20 protein-coding genes and 2 pseudogenes are annotated in these 20,983 nt (G+C 59.7%); 14 read left to right on the forward strand and 8 right to left on the reverse strand.

What is annotated here, in order from left to right; translation table 11 throughout:
* Positions 1 to 208: 208 nt before the first annotated feature.
* Complete coding sequence (locus AC1Q7H_RS37330) at positions 209 to 1,165, reverse strand: IS5 family transposase (RefSeq protein ID WP_492382343.1); 957 nt, start codon at positions 1,163 to 1,165, stop codon at positions 209 to 211.
* A gap of 122 nt (positions 1,166 to 1,287) precedes the next feature.
* On the opposite strand from AC1Q7H_RS37330, the gene AC1Q7H_RS37335 reads away from it, so the two are divergent.
* Entirely contained in the window at positions 1,288 to 1,650 is a 363-nt protein-coding gene (locus AC1Q7H_RS37335) for a YkgJ family cysteine cluster protein (protein ID WP_492382344.1), read from the forward strand.
* Positions 1,651 to 1,681: 31 nt separating this feature from the next.
* Here the strand turns inward: AC1Q7H_RS37335 and AC1Q7H_RS37340 are convergent, their stop codons facing one another.
* Positions 1,682 to 2,602 (reverse strand): LysR family transcriptional regulator, encoded by a 921-nt coding sequence (locus tag AC1Q7H_RS37340; RefSeq protein ID WP_492382345.1) that lies wholly within the window; start codon positions 2,600 to 2,602, stop codon positions 1,682 to 1,684.
* A 195-nt stretch (positions 2,603 to 2,797) separates the two neighbouring features.
* On the opposite strand from AC1Q7H_RS37340, the gene AC1Q7H_RS37345 reads away from it, so the two are divergent.
* The 3 genes and pseudogenes from AC1Q7H_RS37345 to AC1Q7H_RS37355 all read left to right on the forward strand — a co-directional run bounded on the left by AC1Q7H_RS37345 (position 2,798) and on the right by AC1Q7H_RS37355 (position 6,602).
* Entirely contained in the window at positions 2,798 to 3,793 is a 996-nt protein-coding gene (locus AC1Q7H_RS37345) for a Bug family tripartite tricarboxylate transporter substrate binding protein (protein WP_492382346.1), read from the forward strand.
* Positions 3,794 to 3,857: 64 nt separating this feature from the next.
* Positions 3,858 to 5,270 (forward strand): M20 family metallopeptidase, encoded by a 1,413-nt coding sequence (locus AC1Q7H_RS37350; protein ID WP_492382347.1) that lies wholly within the window; start codon positions 3,858 to 3,860, stop codon positions 5,268 to 5,270.
* 587 nt (positions 5,271 to 5,857) lie between these two features.
* A pseudogene (locus AC1Q7H_RS37355) lies at positions 5,858 to 6,602 on the forward strand (class I SAM-dependent methyltransferase).
* 251 nt (positions 6,603 to 6,853) lie between these two features.
* On the opposite strand, the gene AC1Q7H_RS37360 reads toward AC1Q7H_RS37355, so the two are convergent.
* The 3 genes from AC1Q7H_RS37360 to AC1Q7H_RS37370 all read right to left on the reverse strand — a co-directional run bounded on the left by AC1Q7H_RS37360 (position 6,854) and on the right by AC1Q7H_RS37370 (position 9,797).
* Positions 6,854 to 8,326, reverse strand: coding sequence for a sodium:solute symporter family protein (locus AC1Q7H_RS37360; protein ID WP_492382348.1), 1,473 nt, complete (start codon positions 8,324 to 8,326; stop codon positions 6,854 to 6,856).
* Positions 8,323 to 8,535: a DUF3311 domain-containing protein gene (locus AC1Q7H_RS37365; RefSeq protein ID WP_492382349.1), complete on the reverse strand. Its 213-nt coding sequence runs from the start codon at positions 8,533 to 8,535 to the stop codon at positions 8,323 to 8,325. The genes AC1Q7H_RS37360 and AC1Q7H_RS37365 overlap by 4 nt, the downstream gene beginning before the upstream one ends.
* Before the next feature lie 62 nt (positions 8,536 to 8,597).
* The gene (locus AC1Q7H_RS37370; RefSeq protein ID WP_492382350.1) at positions 8,598 to 9,797 is read right to left on the reverse strand and encodes an amidohydrolase; all 1,200 of its coding nucleotides are present in this window, start codon (positions 9,795 to 9,797) and stop codon (positions 8,598 to 8,600) included.
* Between the two features lie 89 nt (positions 9,798 to 9,886).
* Between AC1Q7H_RS37370 and AC1Q7H_RS37375 the strand changes: the two genes are divergently transcribed.
* Entirely contained in the window at positions 9,887 to 10,534 is a 648-nt protein-coding gene (locus AC1Q7H_RS37375) for a TetR/AcrR family transcriptional regulator (protein WP_492382351.1), read from the forward strand.
* On the opposite strand, the gene gcvA is transcribed toward AC1Q7H_RS37375, so the two are convergent.
* Positions 10,531 to 11,454 (reverse strand): transcriptional regulator GcvA, encoded by a 924-nt coding sequence (gene gcvA, locus AC1Q7H_RS37380; protein ID WP_492382352.1) that lies wholly within the window; start codon positions 11,452 to 11,454, stop codon positions 10,531 to 10,533. The two genes, AC1Q7H_RS37375 and gcvA, sit on opposite strands and share 4 nt — an antisense overlap.
* Before the next feature lie 114 nt (positions 11,455 to 11,568).
* On the opposite strand from gcvA, the gene AC1Q7H_RS37385 reads away from it, so the two are divergent.
* From AC1Q7H_RS37385 to AC1Q7H_RS37425, 9 genes are all read left to right on the forward strand, one after another.
* On the forward strand, positions 11,569 to 12,915 hold the full coding sequence (locus AC1Q7H_RS37385; RefSeq protein ID WP_492382353.1) for an aminotransferase class III-fold pyridoxal phosphate-dependent enzyme: 1,347 nt from the start codon (positions 11,569 to 11,571) through the stop codon (positions 12,913 to 12,915).
* The gene (locus tag AC1Q7H_RS37390) at positions 12,912 to 13,433 is read left to right on the forward strand and encodes an aminoacyl-tRNA deacylase (protein WP_492382354.1); all 522 of its coding nucleotides are present in this window, start codon (positions 12,912 to 12,914) and stop codon (positions 13,431 to 13,433) included. The genes AC1Q7H_RS37385 and AC1Q7H_RS37390 overlap by 4 nt, the downstream gene beginning before the upstream one ends.
* A gap of 108 nt (positions 13,434 to 13,541) precedes the next feature.
* Complete coding sequence (locus AC1Q7H_RS37395; protein WP_492382355.1) at positions 13,542 to 14,366, forward strand: enoyl-CoA hydratase-related protein; 825 nt, start codon at positions 13,542 to 13,544, stop codon at positions 14,364 to 14,366.
* 75 nt (positions 14,367 to 14,441) lie between these two features.
* Positions 14,442 to 14,855 (forward strand): YybH family protein, encoded by a 414-nt coding sequence (locus AC1Q7H_RS37400; protein ID WP_492382356.1) that lies wholly within the window; start codon positions 14,442 to 14,444, stop codon positions 14,853 to 14,855.
* A 217-nt stretch (positions 14,856 to 15,072) separates the two neighbouring features.
* Positions 15,073 to 15,972, forward strand: coding sequence for a LysR family transcriptional regulator (locus tag AC1Q7H_RS37405; protein WP_492382357.1), 900 nt, complete (start codon positions 15,073 to 15,075; stop codon positions 15,970 to 15,972).
* Between the two features lie 109 nt (positions 15,973 to 16,081).
* Positions 16,082 to 16,888, forward strand: coding sequence for an AzlC family ABC transporter permease (locus tag AC1Q7H_RS37410; RefSeq protein WP_492382358.1), 807 nt, complete (start codon positions 16,082 to 16,084; stop codon positions 16,886 to 16,888).
* On the forward strand, positions 16,885 to 17,208 hold the full coding sequence (locus AC1Q7H_RS37415; RefSeq protein ID WP_492382359.1) for an AzlD domain-containing protein: 324 nt from the start codon (positions 16,885 to 16,887) through the stop codon (positions 17,206 to 17,208). Before AC1Q7H_RS37410 ends, AC1Q7H_RS37415 begins: the two co-directional genes overlap by 4 nt.
* A 183-nt stretch (positions 17,209 to 17,391) precedes the next feature.
* A complete protein-coding gene (locus AC1Q7H_RS37420) occupies positions 17,392 to 18,498 on the forward strand; it encodes an IS110 family RNA-guided transposase (RefSeq protein ID WP_492382360.1) in 1,107 nt (368 codons plus the stop codon).
* A gap of 354 nt (positions 18,499 to 18,852) precedes the next feature.
* Entirely contained in the window at positions 18,853 to 19,428 is a 576-nt protein-coding gene (locus AC1Q7H_RS37425) for an IS5 family transposase (RefSeq protein WP_492382361.1), read from the forward strand.
* Between the two features lie 21 nt (positions 19,429 to 19,449).
* Here the strand turns inward: AC1Q7H_RS37425 and AC1Q7H_RS37430 are convergent.
* Positions 19,450 to 20,072, reverse strand: a pseudogene (locus AC1Q7H_RS37430) (DUF3526 domain-containing protein).
* 72 nt (positions 20,073 to 20,144) lie between these two features.
* Complete coding sequence (locus AC1Q7H_RS37435) at positions 20,145 to 20,981, reverse strand: ABC transporter permease (RefSeq protein ID WP_492382362.1); 837 nt, start codon at positions 20,979 to 20,981, stop codon at positions 20,145 to 20,147.
* Between the last annotated feature and the right edge of the window lie 2 nt (positions 20,982 to 20,983).

Raw genomic sequence — 20,983 nt, forward strand, 5'->3', positions numbered from 1 at the left:
TTGAAGAACCGAGATCGCCGGCCCAGGATTGGAAGCCATGCGCGCATTGTAGGTGCCTCATTGGCCGCTCGGCAGCGATCCGGTCGTCTGCCCCCGTTTTTGCGCGGTCTCCTATCCATTGCTGAATGCATCGTTTGACAATCCGGGGGCGTCCATACATGTTGCATAAATCGAATTTGAAGGCGGAGATACCCCTGTGAGGTGGAATTCAGCCGATACGGACGGAATGCGGGCGGGCGAGCTCAGCCATGCGGTTGAGCACGCCCGCACGGATTGCCACTTCGGTCGCCTGAGAGCCGACCTCGCGCGCCCACAGGGAATGGCCCGTAAGCGTCTTGAGCCGGTACATCAAGTTCTCGACCAGCGAGCGCCGGTGGTACCCGCTGGCCTTTTTCCATTCGCGTCTGCTGCTCTTGGCAATGGCGTCGATGGCCGCATTGCGCCATGCCGCACCCGGCGTGGCTTCAGGCCAGGAACTCGCGCCATCGCGCGGCGGAATCGAGGGCTGCGCGCCTGTGGCGGCAATCGCCACATGACACGACTTGGTGTCGTACGCGCCATCGCCGCCGACGATGTCTACAGGCGTGCCGGGCTCCAACTGGCCGAGCAAGTCAGGCAGCACATCGGCGTCGCCCTCGTCCTGATGGGTCATCAGCGCCGCGCATATCTGGCCAGTCTTCGTGTCCATCGCCAAATGGACCTTGCGCCAGGTGCGGCGCTTGGACCAGCCGTGCTTGCGTACCTTCCACTCGCCTTCACCGAAGACCTTCAGGCCAGTGCTGTCGACCACCAGGTGCAGCGGCTCGCCTGTGCGCAGTGTCGGCAGAACGACGTCCAAGTCTTGCGCGCGACGGCTCAGGGTCGTGTAGTTGGGGACCGGCAACTCAGGATAGGCAAGCCTGCGCAGGCTCATGGCAAAGCCTTGCAGCGCGCGCAGTGGCAGGTTGAAGACTTGCTTGAGCCCGAGCAGCATCTGGATGACCGCATCCGGATAGATGCACGGGCGGCCGCGCCTGGATACGCCCGGCTCAGACGCTGCCAACACGCTTTGGTCAATCCACATCGTGATGTCTCCCCTCGCAATCAGACCGGCGTTGTACTGCGCCCAGTTCTTGACCCGATAGGTGGCCTTGGGCTCGTTTCGCTTCTGTGTGTCCCTGCGCATCTTCCCGGCAAAAATCGAGAATCTACGCAGCCGCCCGAATTGTTTACAGAGCTATCTGTCGCGACTGTTGCGCGTAAACGTCAGCACGCCGCGCGTCGGCCGGATTTACGCAACAACGCCCCTTGAACATCCTCTTTTCCTTCCGTTCGGTCGACTTTATACACGACCTACTGGAAGGCGAATTTCCGGGGGAAGCTCAGTCCACCGGCAAAACGATGCACAGAAAGCGCAAGCGCTCGCATAACCACGTGACGCCATGCCCCTTGTTGTCGGCCGATGGCACCTGCAGCGTCTACGAATACCGACCGTTTGCCTGCCGCACGTTTCACACGGTGGACGATCCAAAGTACTGCGCTACCCCCAGCGCGCATCATCTGACGTATGACGCCTCAGCCTCGAGTTGCTACAAGAAGATGGCATACATGCTGCCGAAGCTGAACCGCACGGGCGAGATTAAAGACATCCGCGACTATTTCGGCAAGTAAGCCAAGTCTGCCCGTTGTTGCGCACGTTACTTCAAGGAAGTACACGACTACTACACCTCAAAATGGCCGTTGCGAGCGTCTCTGCGAACGCCTTGGCCGCCTCACTGATGGTGTGACCTTGCAAGGTGAGTACCTGAATGGTCCGAAGGGAAAACTGTGGCTCTTCGAAAGGCACGGCAGTCAGCTTGCCTTCACGAATCAGGTGCGCGGCATTCAAGCGAGCAGACAGCGCTACCACTGAGGAGCGAATCACGAGGGCCAGCAACGCCCCATAAGGGCCACTGAATGGCGCCTGATAATGTAGTCCGCGGGCACTACACGCAAGGTCCAGCATCTGCCGTCCAGTGGACTGCGCTTCGGGTATGGCTAACGGATACCGTACCAGGTCGGGGACGGTCAGCGACGCGTAGCTGGCCAGCGGATGCTGTGGGGCCATGATGGCGACCATGGGCGCCGGTGCGTCGTAGACGATGGTTAGACCCTTCTCGGGGGCGACAGAAAACTTGAGCCCGATATCGATATCGCCCCGCAGCAACCAATGTCTGATCGCGTCCGGCGAACCAACGCGCAAGTGAATACTCATGTCCGGATTGGCCAGCTGAAATGCCGCCATGACTTCCGGCATAAACCCGATGGAAAAACCGTCAGTACATGCCACGTCAATCCGGGTGGCCTGTAACTGACCAAGGCCACGTACGTCATCCAAAACCCGATCCGAATCCATCGTCACGGTACGCAGATAGGCGGCCAAGCGCTGTCCTGCGTCGCTGAGCGCCATCCCGCGCGCCTTGCGCTCGAACAATGCACAGCCCACGCTATCTTCCAGTTTGGCAATCTGACGGCTGATTGCCGACGGCGCAACGTGCAGCTGAGCCGCCGCCTCGCTCACGGAGCCGGATCGCGCAACCTCGAGAAAGTAGCGTGCTGTTGTGGCAAGGAGGATCGGGGTCATGGCGGAAGAACTTTGCCCAAAACGCACGGCAGCGTTGCGAATTCTCAAATGGTGAACGATATCACTATTGAATAGAATTTTGGCAATGCTCGGGGCTGCGGCGAAGGCCGCCCATCGACAACCCTCATCGCCGCTTCGCTGGGAAGCGGCCTTACACCTCACAACTGCTGGCCAGGAACGACCTCAGGAGGCTTTATGCGATTTGGAAAAGTGGGCGCGATTGGGCGCTGGACCGGCGTAGCGCTCCTGGGTGCCACCATGGTGATGGGTAGTGCGAAGGTCTCGGCGCAGTCTTGGCCGACTAAACCGGTAAGACTCGTCGTTCCGTTTCCGCCTGGTGGTGCTACCGACTTCGTCGCGCGCGTCGTGGCGGACAAACTTGGCCAGCGCATTGGGAAGCCTGTGATTGTCGAGAATAAACCAGGGGCTGCCACGGCGATCGGCGTCAACGCCGTGGTCCGCGCCGAGCCTGACGGTCATACGCTTCTTATCTCAGCGCCCAGTAGCTTCACCGTGGTCCCCTCGCTCCAAAGCAAACCGCCCTTTGATCCGTTGAAAGACCTGGCTCCGGTGGGAATGGTTTGCAATGCACCCATGGTCATCGTCACGAACACAAGTAAGCCGTTCAAAAACCTCACGGACGACTTCAACCAAGCCAGGGCCAAACCACACACGATCACTTATTCAACCTTCGGTCCAGGCACCGCTCCGCACCTTGCCGGTTCGATGCTCGCTGACGCGGCAGGCGTCGCCTTAGATCCCGTTCCCTATAAAGGCAGTTCCGAAGCGCAGCTGGCGATTGTGCGAGGCGACGTGGATATCGCGCTCGACAGCCTCGCGGTTGTGCTGCCCTATGTCAAATCCGGAAAATTCCGAATTCTGGCGACGACAGGCGCGAAGCGTACGCCCTTCGTGCCCGAAGTGCCGAGCACGGGTGAGTTGAATATGCCGCAGGCGACGCTGGAAGGATATTACGCAGTCGCTGCGCCGGCCGGCACACCGACCGCGCTGTTACAGAAGATCAGCGGAGAAATTGCTGCGGTAGTGGCTATGCCAGAAGTCAAGCAGGCATTTGCGCAGCAGTCGCTGGAAGCCGAGTGGCTTGGGTCTTCCCAGTTTCGCGCCCTAATTGCCGCGGACATCGAGCGGTTTAGAAAGTTCTCGAAACGCACCCATCTAGTTGTCGAGTAAGCCTAGGCTACTCGAGCTCATCCGTCGTGGCGTTGAAAGGCCAAACAATCGTAAGGTGAAAAGCATGGCACGGCAGCAGCTTATTAAAGACGTAGGGAATTGGTTTGATGGTGGGGACTTTGCGAAGTCACTCGCGGCCCGTGTGGCGTGGCGCACCGAGAGCGACTTGCCGGGAGGTGACGGTCAGGCGGAACGGCTGATTGCCTATTTATCGAACGCGCTGACACCGGAATTGGAGGCGCTGGGGTTCCAATGCGAGGTGTTCCCCAACCCCGCCGTTGACGACAAACCGTTCCTCATTGCGCGCAGAATCGAGGACGAGAACCTGCCGACCGTGATCATTTACGGCCACGGCGATGTCGTGAACGGGCAAGAAAAGTCCTGGCGGGAAGGATTGAACCCCTGGACATTGCAGATAGAAGGGGACCAGTGGTACGGACGTGGCACCGCTGACAACAAGGGACAGCATACGGTCAACATCGCAGCGCTTGCCCTTACGTTGCGTGCCAGAGAAGGTCGCTTGAACTACAACGTCACCGTCCTGATCGAGATGGGTGAGGAGGCCGGTTCCCCGGGCATGCATCAATTTTGTGCGCTTCATAAGAACGACCGCCTGAAAGGCGACCTTTTGATTGCATCCGACGGTCCACGCGTCCACGCGCGCCGCCCTACGGTCTTTTTCGGTTCGCGCGGCGTCGTGAATTTCTCTCTGCGTATGCGCTGCCGGGATCGCGCCTTTCACTCGGGAAATTGGGGTGGCGTATTGACCAATCCCGCTGTTGTCGTGGTGAATGCGGTGTCGTCATTGGTTGACGGTAACGGGCGAATCTTGATCGACGCCTTGAGGCCGCCCGCATTGAGCCAGGAGCTTGGTGAGATATTAAACAAAATTCCAGTGGGAGCTGACGTTGGTGACCCGGAGCTCGATGCAGACTGGGGGGAGCCAGGGCTTACCCCTGCCGAACAACTATTTGGCTGGAACACCATCGAAGTGCTGGCGCTTGGTGCTGGTTCTTCCGTGCGCCCCGTGAATGCCGTACCTTTCGAGGCCGTGGCCCACTGTCAACTTCGCTACGTGGTGGGGACGCAGTGCGAGAATCTGGCCGAACTCGTGCGGGAACACCTGGATAGTCATGGGTTCCATGATGTACTCGTCGACGTCACAATGCACTGCGGGGCGACCCGCCTCGACCCGAAGGACCCCTGGGTTCGTTGGTCCGTCGCATCCGTGGAACGGACAACCGAAAGTGCCCCTGCGATGCTGCCAAATTTTGCAGGCGGCCTCCCCAATACTATCTTTGCCGACGAACTCGGATTGCCGACCATTTGGATTCCTCATTCGTATCCGGGTTGTGCCCAGCATGCCCCGAATGAACATTTGCTGGGTTCGGTGGCGCGAGAGGGTCTTCAGGTGATGGCGGGCGTTTTCTGGGACCTGGGGCAGACGGATTCCGTCCCGTGGCTGGAGCCGAGATAGCCAGCCATAGTATTGCTCCGGGGGCGGCCGGGTAGGCATCCAGCACGAGGGATTGCATCACTGGGTAAGCGCGAGTGCTAGCGCACTTCCATCGCCGCTCGTCGACAGGCACTTTGGCGAATGCCATCACGAGTTGCGGTGTGACGGGAAGCATGGCCAGCATGCTGCTTGACTCGCCTCGCGCGGCGCGCCAGCAGTCAGCGCGCCAACCTGCCCCCCAACAACGTTGTGACGGCCCGCATTATCGCGGGCCATTTTTTTTTTGTTAGGGGTACCTGGGGCGGGTGCAAGAGCGACTGCAGCCAGTGGCGGCCGGCGCGTCCAAATAGGCTTCAGGTTCTGCATCCTCTGTGGACAAAGGAGCCTTCTACCCTACTGCCTTAGGCCATTCGTCCTTGCCCGTTGCCAGGTCGATAGCGCCGAGCATCGCGCGCAAACGCGTCAAGGCGACTCCATCGGAAGCACGTCTCGGGCAAGCATCGGAACAGACGTGCTTGGTGGCGGCCGAGGTAAGCGGTCATGGAACGAAACCCCTCAGAATGAGGCAAAATTGACGGTTGCTTTGCCTTTCCAAGGAAGGATGATGCATGGCCGACACAAAAAACCCGATTGAATCCCTGGGCCGCAAGGCGTATGCCGAATTCGCGGAGCGCTACGCCGAGATCGCGCCGACCAAGCCGCATAACGCCCTCTATGAGCGGCCGACAACGATGGCCCTCCTTGGAAACGTCAACGGGTTGAGGGTTCTTGACGCAGGATGTGGCCCCGGCATCTGTAGCGAACACTTGGCCAGTAGTGGGGCCACGGTGCACGCCTTCGATGTCGCGCCGGAAATGGTGGAACTGGCCCGGACCCGGTGCGCCGGCTTGCCTAGGTAGCGGAAGGCCATCTTTCTGCCCCTCTCGCGTGGCTGCCTGATCAGTCGTTCGACAAGATATTGTGTTCCCTTGCTTTCGACTACGTTGAGGACCTGCGACCGGCTCTCAGGGAATTCCGGCGAGTGTCACGGCCTGGGGCGACACTGGTATTCTCGATGGCGCATCCGATGCGTGATTGGATGGATGAGAGAACCCGTGGCGAGACGACGTACTTCGATACCTCTCGATTCGGCTTTTACTGGTCAGGTTTTGGTGAGCCGAAACCATACGTAGAGGCCTACCGACGGCCGCTTTCAGAGATTCTCAACGCATTGACGGCTAGTGGGTGGTCTCTGGATCGATTTGTCGAACCACGCCCATTGGTGGAAATGAAAGACGCCTCAGAGCGCCTCTATGCCGAACTATCTCAGGCACCGGGGCACCGGCGTTCATTTGCATCCGCGCACGGTGCTAGCTTGAAGCCTTGCCTTCGTCAGGTCGTTTGCAATACCCCAACCGTTTCCGCACAGGTCGCCGATTGATACAGGGACGGAAGCGGCAGGACCGTGAATCCAATCCCGCAGTGCATTCAAGAATATCCCGCGACGGCATTCATGCGGTCGCGGGACTGTCCGCACGGGTCGGCGTCTGGGCAGGAGAAGAGCGATATCGCAGTGGCGGACGGCCAATACCACGCTCTACTGCGAACTCCTGCCCGAAGCTGCTTTAAGACGCCGATAGCGTCGACACGGACTTTGTCTTGGGCTGCGTAACCAAACTGACAAGAACGGCTACCAGCACGTTCAGAATCAGCGCCACAAACCCAACATTCACATCTTTGAAAAGTGGAACCGAGGGAAAAATCGTCCCGAGATTGCTATGTGTCAGCGTCGCCACGATCACGACCGCTTCGCCGGTGACGATGCCCCAAAACACGCCTAATGCGGTCATACGCCTGACGTTGCAAACGCTAGAGAATACGCCGGGAAACAATTGCGTCACGAAGCTATAGCCCATCAGTAGCAGGGAAACGAGAGCGCCGCCGCCAGCTAAGGCAAAGTATGCCGAGACTAGCGCGACCAGTGGCACCAACCCTCGAGCGACTCGATTCACGGTCACGTCGGCAGCACGCGGATTAATCGCGCCGCGATACAGGTCATTGGCAATCAACGTGGAAGTGCTAATAAGCAGCAGTGACCCTGGAACGAGCGCGGTCAACACCCCGATTCCGCCTATGATCCCGACGAACCATGGATCGAACGTTTGCGCCGATAGCTTGAACAGTGCGAGGTCGATATCGCCGCCTTTTAGGCCTGGAATTTTTAGTATGGCGGCAAATCCAACAAAGAACACGAACAGCAAGATCAACTGATAGATCGGAAGACTGATGGCATTTCGGCGAAATGCCTTTTCGTTCTTTGCGGTGAAGATCGACGTGAACGAAAACGGCCACATGAAGAATCCTGCGGCGGCAAGCAGTAGCGTCGACTGAAACCACGTGAAACTTGTGCCACTCGCAGAGAACGTTAAGAATCCAGGCTTCGCCTCGTCAATGGCGTGGAACATGTCGCTAAATCCACCATAGTAATGAATCGGCAGGTAGATTCCGAGGAACACTGTAATGGCGAGAACGGTGATGTCTTTGACCACTGCGGTCCAGGCCGAACCGTGTACGCCGGACACGACGACGTAGACCGCCAGGAGCAGCACGCCTAGCCAAATCGCCACGGTAGACGAGACGCTTCCATACGACGCGACCTGAACGATGATGCCAAGCCCCTTCAGCTGAAGCGCCAAGTAGGGAATCGAAGCAACAATGCCGACGACGGCAACCAGCACGCTCAGACCTCGGCTCTGATACTGCTTTCGGAAGTACTCCGGCTGCGATACGACGTTGTGTTTCTTCGCGTACCGCCAGATTGGCGGGAGCAGCCAGTACGAATAGATATAAGCGAGCGTGCAATACATCAGGATGTAGTACACGGCGGCGCCTTTTCCATACGCGAAGCCACTACCGCCTAGAAACGTGAACGTCGTATAGATCTCCCCCGCCATCAGCAGAAAGACAAGTGCGGTGCCAAAACCCCGCCCACCGACAGTCCACTGTTCGAGGTTCATGCTGCGCCCACCGCGCGCCAGGAGTCCAAGCGACAAGGCGAGTAGGCTGAAAAGCAGAATGATGATGAGTGCGGCGTTCACGATTGAGTCCCCGGATCAAGTTGCTGGACCTGGTTCGACGGATCCCGCAGGTAGATGATGCCCATAATGATCGCCGAGAGCGGAAGCCAAGCAGACAGCCAGGCGAGTACCAACGGCATACCAAGGACCAACGGTTCAACACGGTTAAAGAAGGGAGTACCAAGCAGAATGGCGAGGAACGGCAAGAGCGCGAGCCAACGTAAGGTCATGACGAAACTCCTGGTGAATTGAACAAGCCAGAGCAAAGCGCAACGGATGCTTTGCGCCGATCTCACGGGGACAGCGCTGCTTCGGCCAGTGCGGCGAACAGCGTGCTGCCCACAGGAATCGTCTCGTCATTGAAGTCGTACTCGGGGTGGTGCAGGAATCGGCCGTCCATTGACCCCTGCCCGAGACGGAAATACGCGCCGGGTCGCTCCAGCAGCATAAACGCGAAGTCTTCAGAACCCATGCTCGGCTTGAGTTCTGTAATGACCTTGTCATCGCCGACGACTTTTCTCGCAACGCGCTCAAGCAGGCGCGCTTCGGCGGGATCGTTGATCGTCGGTGGATAGAGCGGGCTGTATTCCACCTCGGCGGTGGCGCCCACCATGCTCGCCGCGGCCTCCGCCGTAGCAATCAGGCGCTCGCGCAGCACAGATTGCGTCTCCTTCTCAAACCACTTGACCATCCCATGCAGTTCTGCCTGGTGCGGAATCACGGACAGCGCATCGGGTGCACCCGATTGGAAGGACTGGAAGCTAATGACCGCCGGATGAACCGGGTCCACATTGCGGCTGACAATGTGGTGAACCGCAGAGACGATCTGCGACGCCGCCAGAATGGGATCCACGGCCTGATGCGGATGCGCGCCGTGCCCGCCCTTGCCTTGCACTCGAATCGAAAACCGATCGATGCCCGCCATCATCGGTCCGCTGTTGAAGGCAATCGTACCCGCAGGCAGCGACGGCCAATTGTGCAGCGCGAAGACGCGCTGTGCCGGAAAGCGATCGAAAAGCCCATCGCGTATCATCTCGCGCGCGCCGGCGTACCCTTCCTCCCCGGGCTGAAAGAACAGGTAGACCGTTCCGTCGAAGCGACGCGACTTCGCCAGATACCGTGCGGCGCCCAGCAGCATTGCGCAATGCCCGTCGTGTCCGCAGCCATGCATCTTGCCGGCAGCGCATGATCGCCATTGTGGGTTGCCGAGCTCCTGCACGGGAATGGCGTCCATGTCCGCTCGCAAGCCAATGCTGCGCCCGCTGACGTTGCTACGGCCTTCGATGACGCCGACCACGCCCGTGCGCCCCACGCCGCGATGCACCGTGATGCCTAGCGCCTCAAGATACTCGGCGATGCGCTCGGCGGTACGGTGTTCTTCAAAACCGAGTTCGGGATGCGCATGCAGGTCGTGTCGGAACGCCCGCAATTCATCGTGGAAGCCACGGATCTCGCTTTCAATCTCGGCCACAAAAGGATCGTTGGAATTCATTGAGTCTCCTTGTATACTTATGAAACGATACGGCTCGTATCGAATATAGGCCGCTAGTCGGAGCAAGTCAACTCTGAGATCATTTGCCCATGATTACCGACCCCATTTCCGAGGAACCCGCTCTGAGAGGACGGCCCCGCAGCTTGCAGACCCATGCCGCGATACTGGTGGCCGCTCGCCAGGTGCTGCTGAGCGAGGGCGAGGCACGTTTTTCGATTGAACGCGTCGCGTCTGAGGCTGGCGTCTCGAAGGCGTCGATTTACCGACGCTGGCCGACCAAGGGCGCCCTTCTGGTCGAGCTGTACATGGCGGGGCTCGACCACGTGATCGTTGAAAACGCGCGATCGCTCCGCGCCGAGCTGGAGCGATACCTGAGGAATACCCTTAGACTGCTGCAGGATCCGCTGTGGCGCAGCATCCTGCGCTCGCTCGTCGCAGAAGCACAGCGCGATGCGGGCACCGCGCAGCTCTTACGCGAGCGGATCGTCGTACCGCGCCGTGCGTCGGGTCTCGCGCTGCTTCGGCATGCCGAGGAAGTTGGCGAGATTCCGGCGGGACTCGATCACGAAATCCTCCTTGATATGCTGTTTGGCCCGGTGTGGTACCGCCTGCTATTCGAGCACGCGCCGCTCGATGAGGGGTTAGCCGAACGATTGCTGGCGCAGGTCGACAGCGTTCTTTTCCCCAAAGGCGGCGCGAAGCGGGAGGCGGCGGAAAAGACACCCCACCTCCGCTAACGCCGCGCTTCGAATGCGTGCGCCTGTTCGAGGAGCCAATCTGCGAGCAGGCGCACGCGCGGCCGCTCAATCGATCGGTTGGTACTGAGCAGGGTGTAGCGATATGCCCCTGGGGCCGGGGGCTCGCAAATCACTTCGAGTCGCCCTTGCGCGACCAAATCTTCGATCAGCACGTCGGACTGCAACGCCACGCCCTGCCCGGCCACAGCGGCATCGACGGTCAGATACGAATGCGAAAAGTGCAATCCAGCCAACACCTTCTGACTCGGTACGGGAATGCCGCGCAGGGCGAACCAGCGCGCCCAATTCATCTGCTCGGAGAGGCGCGCCTCATACTCGTCGTGCAGGAGTGACATTCTAAAGAGGGCGTCGGCCCCGACTGGACGGCCGATACGTTCGACTAGCGCTGGGCTGGCGACCGCCACGAACTGCTCGGTGAACAGTGGGGTAGCCACGAGATCCGAATAGGCGCCCCTACCAAGCCGAATGGCGAGATCGACGTGATCGCGTGCGAAATCGACCGGCGGCACGGACGCCAGCACCCGCACGTCAATATCCGGGTGCTCTCGGCGAAATTCCCCAAGACGCGGCATTAGCCATCTGGTCACAAACGACGGCAGCGCGCTGATCGTCACGCCTTCGTCGTCGGACCAGCGTCTCACTTCCGTGGATGTCCGTTCGAGTTCGTTGAGCAATGCGCCGACCTGTTCGTAGTAGGCGCGTCCCACATCCGTCAGTTCGACATGCCGTGCGCGACGCACAAACAACGGCACACCAAGCCACTCCTCGAGCAGCTTGATCTGATGCGCGACGGCGCCTGGTGTCACGCAGAGCTCGTCGCCGGCTCTCGCGAATCCGCCCAGACGCGCGGCGGCATCGAAGGCTCGAACGGCAAGCAAGGGGGGGAGATGTCGGGGCATGGAGCGTGAATCTAGCTGGGGGTCGGGCGCAAAACCTTTGGTTTGTCACCCCCCGCAGACGTTCTCTATATTTTGCATACCTTCTCTACTTGACTCAACCATCGCAGAGGCTATATGGACCTTCAAATTCACGCTTCGGGCACAACGAGCGTGCCGCCCGCATACAAGAAAGTGTTGGTGCCATGGTCCGTCCAAGGCAAGCTCCAGCCGCCGATCATCACCCACGCCAAGGGGTCGTACTTCTATGGCCAGGACGGAAATCGCTTCCTCGATCTGACGAGTGGCTACGTGGCAGTGTCGCTCGGGCACGGCCACCCGAAGATCGTCAAGGCGATTCAAGAGCAGGCCGAGCGGATGTGCTGGGTCGCGTCCAGCTATTTTAACGATGTCCGCGCCGAGTACGCGGAGCTGCTGAATACGATCTCGCCGTGGAGCGAGGGCTTGCGTGTCCATTTTGCCTGCGGCGGCGCGGAGGCGAATGACGATGCGGTCAAGATCGCGCGACTCGTCACGAATCGCCCCAAGATCCTGACGGCGTATCGGTCCTACCATGGCGGCACGATCGGCGCGAGCGCGCTGACTGGCGTGGACCGCTGGCGCGACCCCATGCCCGGCCTTCCTGGCGCGGTGAAGTTCTTTACGCCGAATCCGTACCGGAGCCCATTCTTCTCGCGCGACCCGAACGAAGAAACCGATCGTGCGATCGAACATCTGAAGACGGTCCTTTCGCACGAAGGTGCGCAGAATGTGGCCGCCATCCTGATGGAGGCCGTCGTCGGCTCGAGCGGGCTGGTCGTCTATCCGAGTGGGTACCTGAAGCGCGTGCGCGAACTGTGCGACCAGCACGGCATCCTGCTGATCTTTGACGAGGTCATGACGGGTTTTGGGCGAGTCGGCACACCCTTCGCGGCGACGCGGCTCGGGGTTGCCCCGGACATGTTGTCCTTCGCCAAGGGCGCGAGTTCGTCCTATACGCCGCTCGGCGGCGTCCTGGTGCGCGAGAAGATTGCCCGCCATTTCGACGATCGTCTGTTCGACGTCGGGCACACGCATGCGGGACACGTCCTCTCAGTGGCGGGCGGCCTCGCTGCGCTCAAGGTCTATCTCGAAGAGGGCCTCTTCGAGCGCGGGCTGGAGATCGAGCAATGGTTGCGTGACGGCCTCGGTGAACTTAAGAGCCACCATCCGGTGCTTGGCGACGTTCGCGGACTCGGTGCCCTGTTCGGCCTCGAACTGGTGCGCGACCGCGAATCCCGTGATCCGCTCGTCGAATGGCATCACCCTGGCGGATCGGCTCCCATGAAGGCGTTCTATGGTGAACTGCTGCGCCGCGGCGTGCATGCATACGGTCGCTACAACATTATAATCATTGCCCCGCCGCTCACCATCTCGAAGAGTGAGCTGCAGGAGGGATTCGACGCCATCGACGCCGCGCTGACGGTTGTGGAGAAGGGGCTGTGAGCCATACGGAAAACCCGGCTGCGCGACCTGCATCGGATCACGAGATACGTGCAGCGGGAGCGGCCGCTCGACTCCAGAGCTACATTGACAAGCGTCGCCTGGACGCGCGGATTATACGGCTGCCCGAACCGATGCCGACCGTCGCCGCTGCCGCGCAACAGATGCAGGTACCGCCCGCTTCGATTGCGAAGACGCTGGTATTTGTCGACGAGGACGGTATCGTCATCGTCGCTGTGGCGCCCGGCGACCGGCGCGTGTTGCCGCAGCAGCTCGCCGCGAGCGTCGGCAACAAGGACGTGTTGCGCATGGCGACTCGCGACGACGTACTCAGGATCGGCTATCCGCCCGGCGCGGTCGCGCCGATTGCCTTCCTGCATGCGGTGCAAGTTGTAGTGGATTCTTCGCTGCTCGCGTTTGAGCGCGTGTTGGCGGGGGGCGGCGAGTACGAGCTTCTGCTTGACGTTGCAGTCAACGACATCGTCGCTTGCAACCGCGCCGTCGTCGCACCTATCACGTAAACAGGAGTGAGGTAGCAGCCTCGCGCGAACACGTTCAGATCGCAATCGCGAAACGCGACGATTCCATTGGCCGCGTGCTGTTCCCTCCAATTACGAACGGAGTTAAAGATGAGCGAATATACAGATATCGTCTACGAGGTGAGGGACAATGTCGCCCGCATTACCATCAATCGACCGGCAAAATATAACGCCTTCCGCGGAAAGACGTGCACCGAACTGATTCACGCGGTCCAGCGAGCGTCGTGGGACCGTGCCGTAGGCGTGGTCGTCCTCACTGGTGCTGGAGACAAGGCGTTCTGCACCGGCGGGGACCAATCTGCTCACGATGGCGGTTACGACGGTGGCGGCATGGTTGGGCTTCCGGTCGAAGATCTTCAGACGGCAATCCGCGATTGCCCAAAACCGGTCATCGCCCGCGTCAATGGCTATGCCATCGGCGGGGGCAATGTCCTGGTCACCTGTTGCGATCTCGCCATTGCATCTGATAAGGCTCAGCTGGGCCAGGTTGGCCCGAAGGTCGGCTCGGTCGATCCCGGTTTCGGTACAGCCTTGCTGGCGCGCGTTGTTGGAGAAAAGCGTGCCCGTGAGATTTGGTTTCTCTGTCGCCGCTACACGGCTGCTGAGGCTCTCGCGATGGGCCTGGTGAACGCCGTTGTACCGCATGACTCGCTCGATGCGGAGGTACAGAAGTGGTGCGATGAGATTCTGGCCCTTAGCCCCACTGCTCTTGCGATCGCCAAGCGCTCGTTCAATGCCGACACGGATTCGATTCGCGGGATCACGGGACAGGGCTTCCAAGCCCTTTCCATGTTCTACGACACGGAAGAGTCGCGCGAAGGCGTGAGCGCGTTCCTCGAAAGGCGTCCACCGCGTTTCCGAGAGATTTACCAAGGAAAGAAGCCGGAAAGCCCGGAAAGCGAACAACACGAATGACGGATCTTCCACGCGCGGCAGGCCGTCGGATACCAGTTGGGCAAGCAGGCTTGCACGCGTGGCGGAGGGCACACCATGAATACAGAAGAACACCTGTGTAGCGAGGCGTTGGCCGACGTCGAGAGGCGATGGAACGAAGCATCTCAACCGTGGGATCCCGACGCGCTGGCAGCCAACTACGGCACGAACGCACTCTTCTTCGGTGGTCTCCCAGGGCACGAATTGGGGGTAGACGAGATCCGAAAGTACTTCGCCACCTATGTCGGAAACATCGCTTCGGCTTCGCTTCACTTTCACGAGCAGCAATATCTGAGGCTCTCGCCAGACTGCTTCCTTGCGCAGGGCTACGGAGACTTCGTGTTCGTTCTGACCGATGGCACGCACCCCCGCTTGCGAATGCGAACGACGCTTGTGGTTCAACGTGCAAACAATACCTGGAAGATTGTCCTGCATCATTTCTCGTCGATGCCGGAGTCAGCTCCTGTCTAGTTATCGACCAGGGAACGGATCGGCGTATGGGCGCGCCGATTCACCTTATTGAACTATCGTCATGTTGGCGACTGCTTCTGGTGAAGTGCAACGCCGACAGACTAGTTAACAGCCCCCTCGGGGTCTTTTTGAAACGGTCTCTAAGGAACCGCTCCCACCGTCACACGAGAGACCTCATAGTCGTAGCTTGACAAGGATAGATCGGGGCCGATGCCATATGACCAAGTATCCAGAATGGACCGATCTTCGATATTTCCTAGAAGTCGCAAGGACGGGAAAGATATCTTCGGCTGCCGAGCGCTTAGGTGTCGAACATTCAACCGTATCAAGACGAATTGACCGCCTCGAGCAAGGTCTTGGCACGGTGCTGTTCGATCGCCGAAGAAATGGTTATACACTGACTTCCGCCGGTCAATCTCTGAAGCCCCACGTCGAACAGATGGAGTGCGCCATGCTTGGTGCAGTCGAAGAGATCACAGCGCATTCTGGCGATATCGTGGGGCGGGTGCGCGTCGGCACACCAGAAGCTTTCGGAATTGAAATCCTTGCGTCAAGCCTTACGCAATTGCGAGACAGACAGCCCCGACTGCATGTCGAGATCATGGCACAGCCGCAGTTTTCTAGTCTCGTGACGCGTGAGGTCGATCTTCTTGTGACACTCGACCCTCCGGAAAAGGGCCGATACACGAAAGCTCGCCTCGCAGAGGTCGACTATTACCTATACGGGTCGCGAAGCTATCTCGAAAATCACCCAAGAATTGGGCGGTTCGAGGACCTCGCCGATCACGAATTTGTCGACTACATTCACGATGGCTCAGTAAGCGAGCGCTATCGTGTGCTTGAAGAATTGACGTCAGAACCCAAACGTAGTTGCACTACGACCAGCGTGTTGGCCCAGCGCGAAGCGGCCGCCGCAGGCATGGGCCTGGTTTTGCTGACGCCGTACGTGGCGTTGGGCAATCCTAATCTGACCAGCGTTTTCCCCGATAAGGCACTCGTAACCAGGACTCTGTGGCTCGCTGCGCCGGAAGACTTATTCCGCATACGGCGCATTCGCTACGTCTGGGATTTTATCCGGGAACTTGTGTCTTCGCGTCCAGACAATTTCCGTCACTAGCGAATGCGGTTCGTCTGTGTCGGAACATGACGCGTCTGCTTACGGGGGCAATTTTTGCACCCCTTGGCAGTTGTCGTCTTCGACATGTTTCAACGCCACCCTCACACCCATGCCTCCTTCCCCACCATCGACCTGGTTGCGCCTCTGGCACCGCGTTGCACTGGCTGAACGCGAAAACTTTGTTGTGGGCGCACGATGCATCGCCCCCTCCATGCCCGCCGTGTTCTCCTGGGGCCTGGTCACAGGGGTGGCTATGAGCAAATCGGTGTTGACCGTGCCCGAGGCCATCGGCATGTCATTGCTGGTCTTTGCCGGTTCCGCGCAATTGTCCGTGCTGCCCCTGCTCGCGGCCGGGCTCCCGCTTTGGACGATCTGGCTCACGGCGGCCATCGTCAACCTGCGCTTTGTGATCTTTAGCGCCGCGCTGCAGCCGCACTTCAACTACCTGCCGTGGTCGCGCCGCACGCTACTGGGCTTCTACAGCGGTGACTTGCCCTTCGTCTATTTCATGCGGCGCTACGTCACGCCCGGCCACGAGCCCGGTAAGGAAGGCTACTTGTGGGGCATGGCGCTGACCAACTTCGCGACGTGGCAGGTCTCGTCGATCGTCGGCATTCTGCTGGCCAGCCTCTTCCCAGACAGTTGGGGATTGGGCCTGGCGGGCACGCTGGCGCTGATCCCGGTCATGATCGCCACAGTCAATTCACGTTCGACGTTGATGGCCGTGGCGGTGTCCGCGCTGTTAGCCCTCCTGTACTTCGACCTGCCATACCGGCTGGGCCTGCTAGTAGCCGTGATTGGCGCCATTGCCGCGAGTACAGCAAGCGATGAACTCGCGGCGCGCGGCATGCGGCGCCGCCAAGATAGTGCCACCGCCATTGCTACTGCTGAGCCCCCTCGGGGAGACGACAAATGAGCCATTTGGAAATCTGGATCGCCGTCGTAGGCCTGGCCGTCGTCACGAAGGTGACCCGCGGCCTCTTCCTCGTGGCCGGCGAACACGTGACCCTTCCCGATCGCCTCCAGCGAGCCTTGCGCTACGCGCCGCCGGCGGCGCTGGCCGCGATCATCCTGCCCGACCTGATGACGTGGCACGGACATTTCACCTTGTCGCCCGCCAACTTCAAGCTCGTAGCAGGCATCTGCGCGTCGGCTTTCTTCCTGGCCACACGCCGAATGGTCGGCATGATCGTTGTCGGCATGGCGGTCTACACGGCCCTTCGGTTACTTACCTGACCGGGCCCGTTTAACGATGCTCGCCCGCGGCCAGGGAACTCGGCTATCTGGCCGAGTCACCCGATCGCCCATATCCAACAGTCCTAGACAAGATGTATTGACCTGCCGCACCTCAAGCGACGTGGATTAGGCTTGAGGTGGGGTTAAACCAACGGCCCAGAGCCACAATTGAGGGGGCAGGTCATGGACAAGTTTAGCAAGTACGTGGGCATGGACGTCCATCAGGAAACGATTGCCGTAGCGGTGGCGCAAGCCGGCGGTGAAGTCCGGTACATGGGCGAGTTTGTGAATACTCCGGAGGCCGTCAAGAAGCTGGTCACCCAGCTCAAGCGAGACGGAGCGCGGTTGTCGTTTTGCTATGAAGCGGGGCCCGGCGGATATGTGCTCTATCGGCAACTGCGGGGCCTGAAGCAAGACTGCCAGGTAGTGGCGCCCTCGCTGATTCCGAGAAAGCCCGGCGAACGCGTCAAGACAGACCGTCGCGACAGCCTGACCCTGGCCCGCCTGCATCGGGCGGGCGAGCTCACTGCGGTCTGGATACCCGGCGAAGCGCAAGAAGCGTTGCGTGACCTCACCCGTGCGCGCGAGGACATGAAGCACCTGCAGCGGCAGGCAAAGCAAAGATTGCTCTCGTTCCTGTCGCGGCATGGCCATCGCTACACCGGCAAGTCTCGCTGGACCCAGGCGCATTGGCGCTGGCTGGAGGGCGTGACGTTCGCCCACCCGGTGCAGCAGATCGTGCTGCACGAATACATCGACACCATTCGGGCTTGCAACCAACATGTGGCAAGCCTGGAGCAAGAGATCGAACGCGCGGTGCAAGACAGCCCCGTCTGGCCTGTCATGGAGGCTTTGATGGCCCTGCGCGGCATTAGCTTGATTGCTGCCGTGACCGTAGTGGCCGAGCTTGGCGACCTGCGACGCTTCGACGACGCGCCGCAATTGATGGCGTATCTGGGGCTGGTGCCAAGCGAGCATTCCAGCGGCAAGCGTGAACGACGAGGCGGCATCACCAAGACTGGCAACAGCCATGTGCGGCGGGTGCTGATCGAAGCGGCTTGGACCTATCGACATCCGGCACGCAAGTCTGCGATCCTACAGCGTCGCGCGGAACGCACCACAGCACAAATACAAGAGGTGGCATGGAGTGCTCAGAAACGGTTGTGTCAGCGCTTTCGTCATCTGACGGCGCGAGGCAAATTACCGGTACAGGTTTGCACCGCTATTGCCCGGGAACTGACGGGTTTTATCTGGGCGATCGGGCAGCAGGCAAGGTTCTCTACTACGTAGCCCCGACTCGCAAAGCCCCAGTGTGTTTGGGCCAGGCCCGGCAGCGGTGGAGAACCCTCGCGTGGACTAGGAGGCAACTGGAAACAGCACAACCCTCGACACTAGACGGAGGCAGCTCCTCGACGAATCGTTTGTCATGCGGTACCCAACCCGCGCATATCAGAATGATCAACCGTCGAAGAACCGCCGGGCCTGGCCCAAACACACTGGATCTTCCATTCAACAAATGAACACCAGCAATGAGCACTTGACACGGTCAATACATATCAGTCCACTGCGTCATTGAATTGGCACCGGGCGAATTCGCCGCGATGGATCGTTGTACTTCCACTTGATTGGCTTGGGATTCTTGTTGTGTTGACGGATATAGCGCATCAGCTTGCGATCCAGGTCCTTCACCGAAGTGGAGACGCCGCGTGCGATCACATCGCGCTGAATGCGCGCAAACCAGTTCTCGACCTGATTGAGCCAGGACGTGTAGGTCGGCGTGTGGTGCATGTGGACGTTGGGGTGTTCGCTGAGGAAGTCGTCGTCGATGCGAATGGCGTCCCCGTCTGCGCGCTCCTGACCGGCGCGAACCGCAACGACGTCACCCAACTGCTGCCACTCGTTGACGCGATCCCACCGATTCGCGGCGTGCGTGGCCAACCACTTCAGAAGCCCAAGGTCATCTACGCCGATCGCGGCTACGATTCCGAACCGCATCGTCAGCGACTTCGCGAGCGCGGCATCAAGCCAGTGATCGCGAAGCGCCGAACTGAACACGGTAGCGGGCTGGGCAAATTTCGCTGGGTGGTCGAACGCACTCATGCGTGGCTCCACAATTTCCGTCGTCTTCGCATTCGCTTCGAGCGTCGGGCTGATATTCACGAAGCATTCCTGAAGCTTGGCTGTTCCCTCGTCTGCTGGAATATCTTCAGGCGTGCGTAGCAGTCTTTTTGAAACGGCCTCTTAGGTCATTCGTCTTCGTCCAAGTCTAGCGAGCCCAAGTACGGCAGCCACGCCCACGAGGAGACACCCCAAGAGCTGGCAGCCAAGTTGCGAAAGGCCCCTCAAGGACCGCTTATCCCACGCGAAACGCGGGAGATCTTCGTACTCCGAAGGCGCGACACCTCGGTAACTCATGATGCGAGGCACGATGAACTCCCGCCATCGCTCTTCATGGGCATCCACGGCCACAGCGAAGTTTAAGTACCGTGGTGCGTCCACGCCGGCAAGTCGCTCGGCAACGAACAGAAGGGCCAGCGGAGGTGAAATCCATGCCCATTGTTCCGCTGCCTCGTATCGGGCCGCCCGCACGACATGGAGTTCGCCATGATTGCGCGGAGTTCTCTCTCCTGCTCGACATAGCGCGGCATGAACGTCACTGGCCACTTGTGTTGCTGCTGAGACTGCGGAAGCCATGCGGGATGGCTTTGGTACCAAGCGTCAACCAGCGCGCTCATGTGCTCTTCCGCCCGGCCAACCGCGGCTAATACATTGCCTCGATCACTTTCCGCTATCGCTGCGAGAGAAGGCGTACCCGCTCTTGCGGGCGATGGACCAGTCACTGGCTGAGCTCCGACTTGAGGCATCTTGTGCCACGAGCGGTGCGCCTTCCACCATCAGGCAGGCACCAAGCAAAGAGAGTGCCTGGTGTCTAGGCTTCAGTGCGTAGCAATGCTTCCACGAAGACGCTCGGTCCTGCGGCGCAATGCTTCAAGAGTGATGAGTAAAAGGGTCGACAGCACAACCATGACTGTTGCCACTGCGAGAATGGTTGGACTCAGCTGTTCACGAATGCCGGACCACATTTGGCGCGGAACCGTTCGCTGGTCGGTTCCCGTCAGGAACAGTGCAACAACAATCTCGTCGAACGACGTAGCGAAAGCAAACAACGCGCCCGAAATGACGCCAGGTGCAATGATAGGGAGTTTGATTTGCCAAAACACCCGCATCGGCGAGGCTCCAAGGCTATGGCCAGCACGCGTCAAAGTCTCATTGAAGCCGGCGAGCGTTGCCGTCACCGTGATAACGACAAAGGGAACGCCCAAAGCTGCATGCGCAAGTGTCAGGCCCACCAGGCTGTTGACAAGTCCGCGCGGACTAAACGCGAAGTAGACGCCGACCGCCGTGATGATAAGCGGGACAATCATCGGCGAAACCAGAATGCCCGTAATCATCGACTTGTACTTCAGCTTGGGATGCATCAATCCGAGCGCAGCAAGGATACCGAGGATCGTGGCAAGCAGCGTGGATGACACCCCGACAATCATCGTGTTGCGCATGGCCAGCCGCCATTCAACACTATCGAAGAAGTCCTGGTACCAGCGCAGGCTGAAATCGTGGATCGGGTACGTGAAATACGGCTGCGAGTTGAACGAGAGCGGCATCACGACCAACACTGGTAGGCACAGAAATGCAAGAACCAGGAGGGAAATCGCCAAGTGGGCGAGACGTCCGATACGGCCCCAAACCGTGACATAGGAAGGAAGGTTAAACATGG

The sequence above is a fragment of the Cupriavidus sp. GW823-FHT06D04 genome (genome assembly GCF_058795055.1).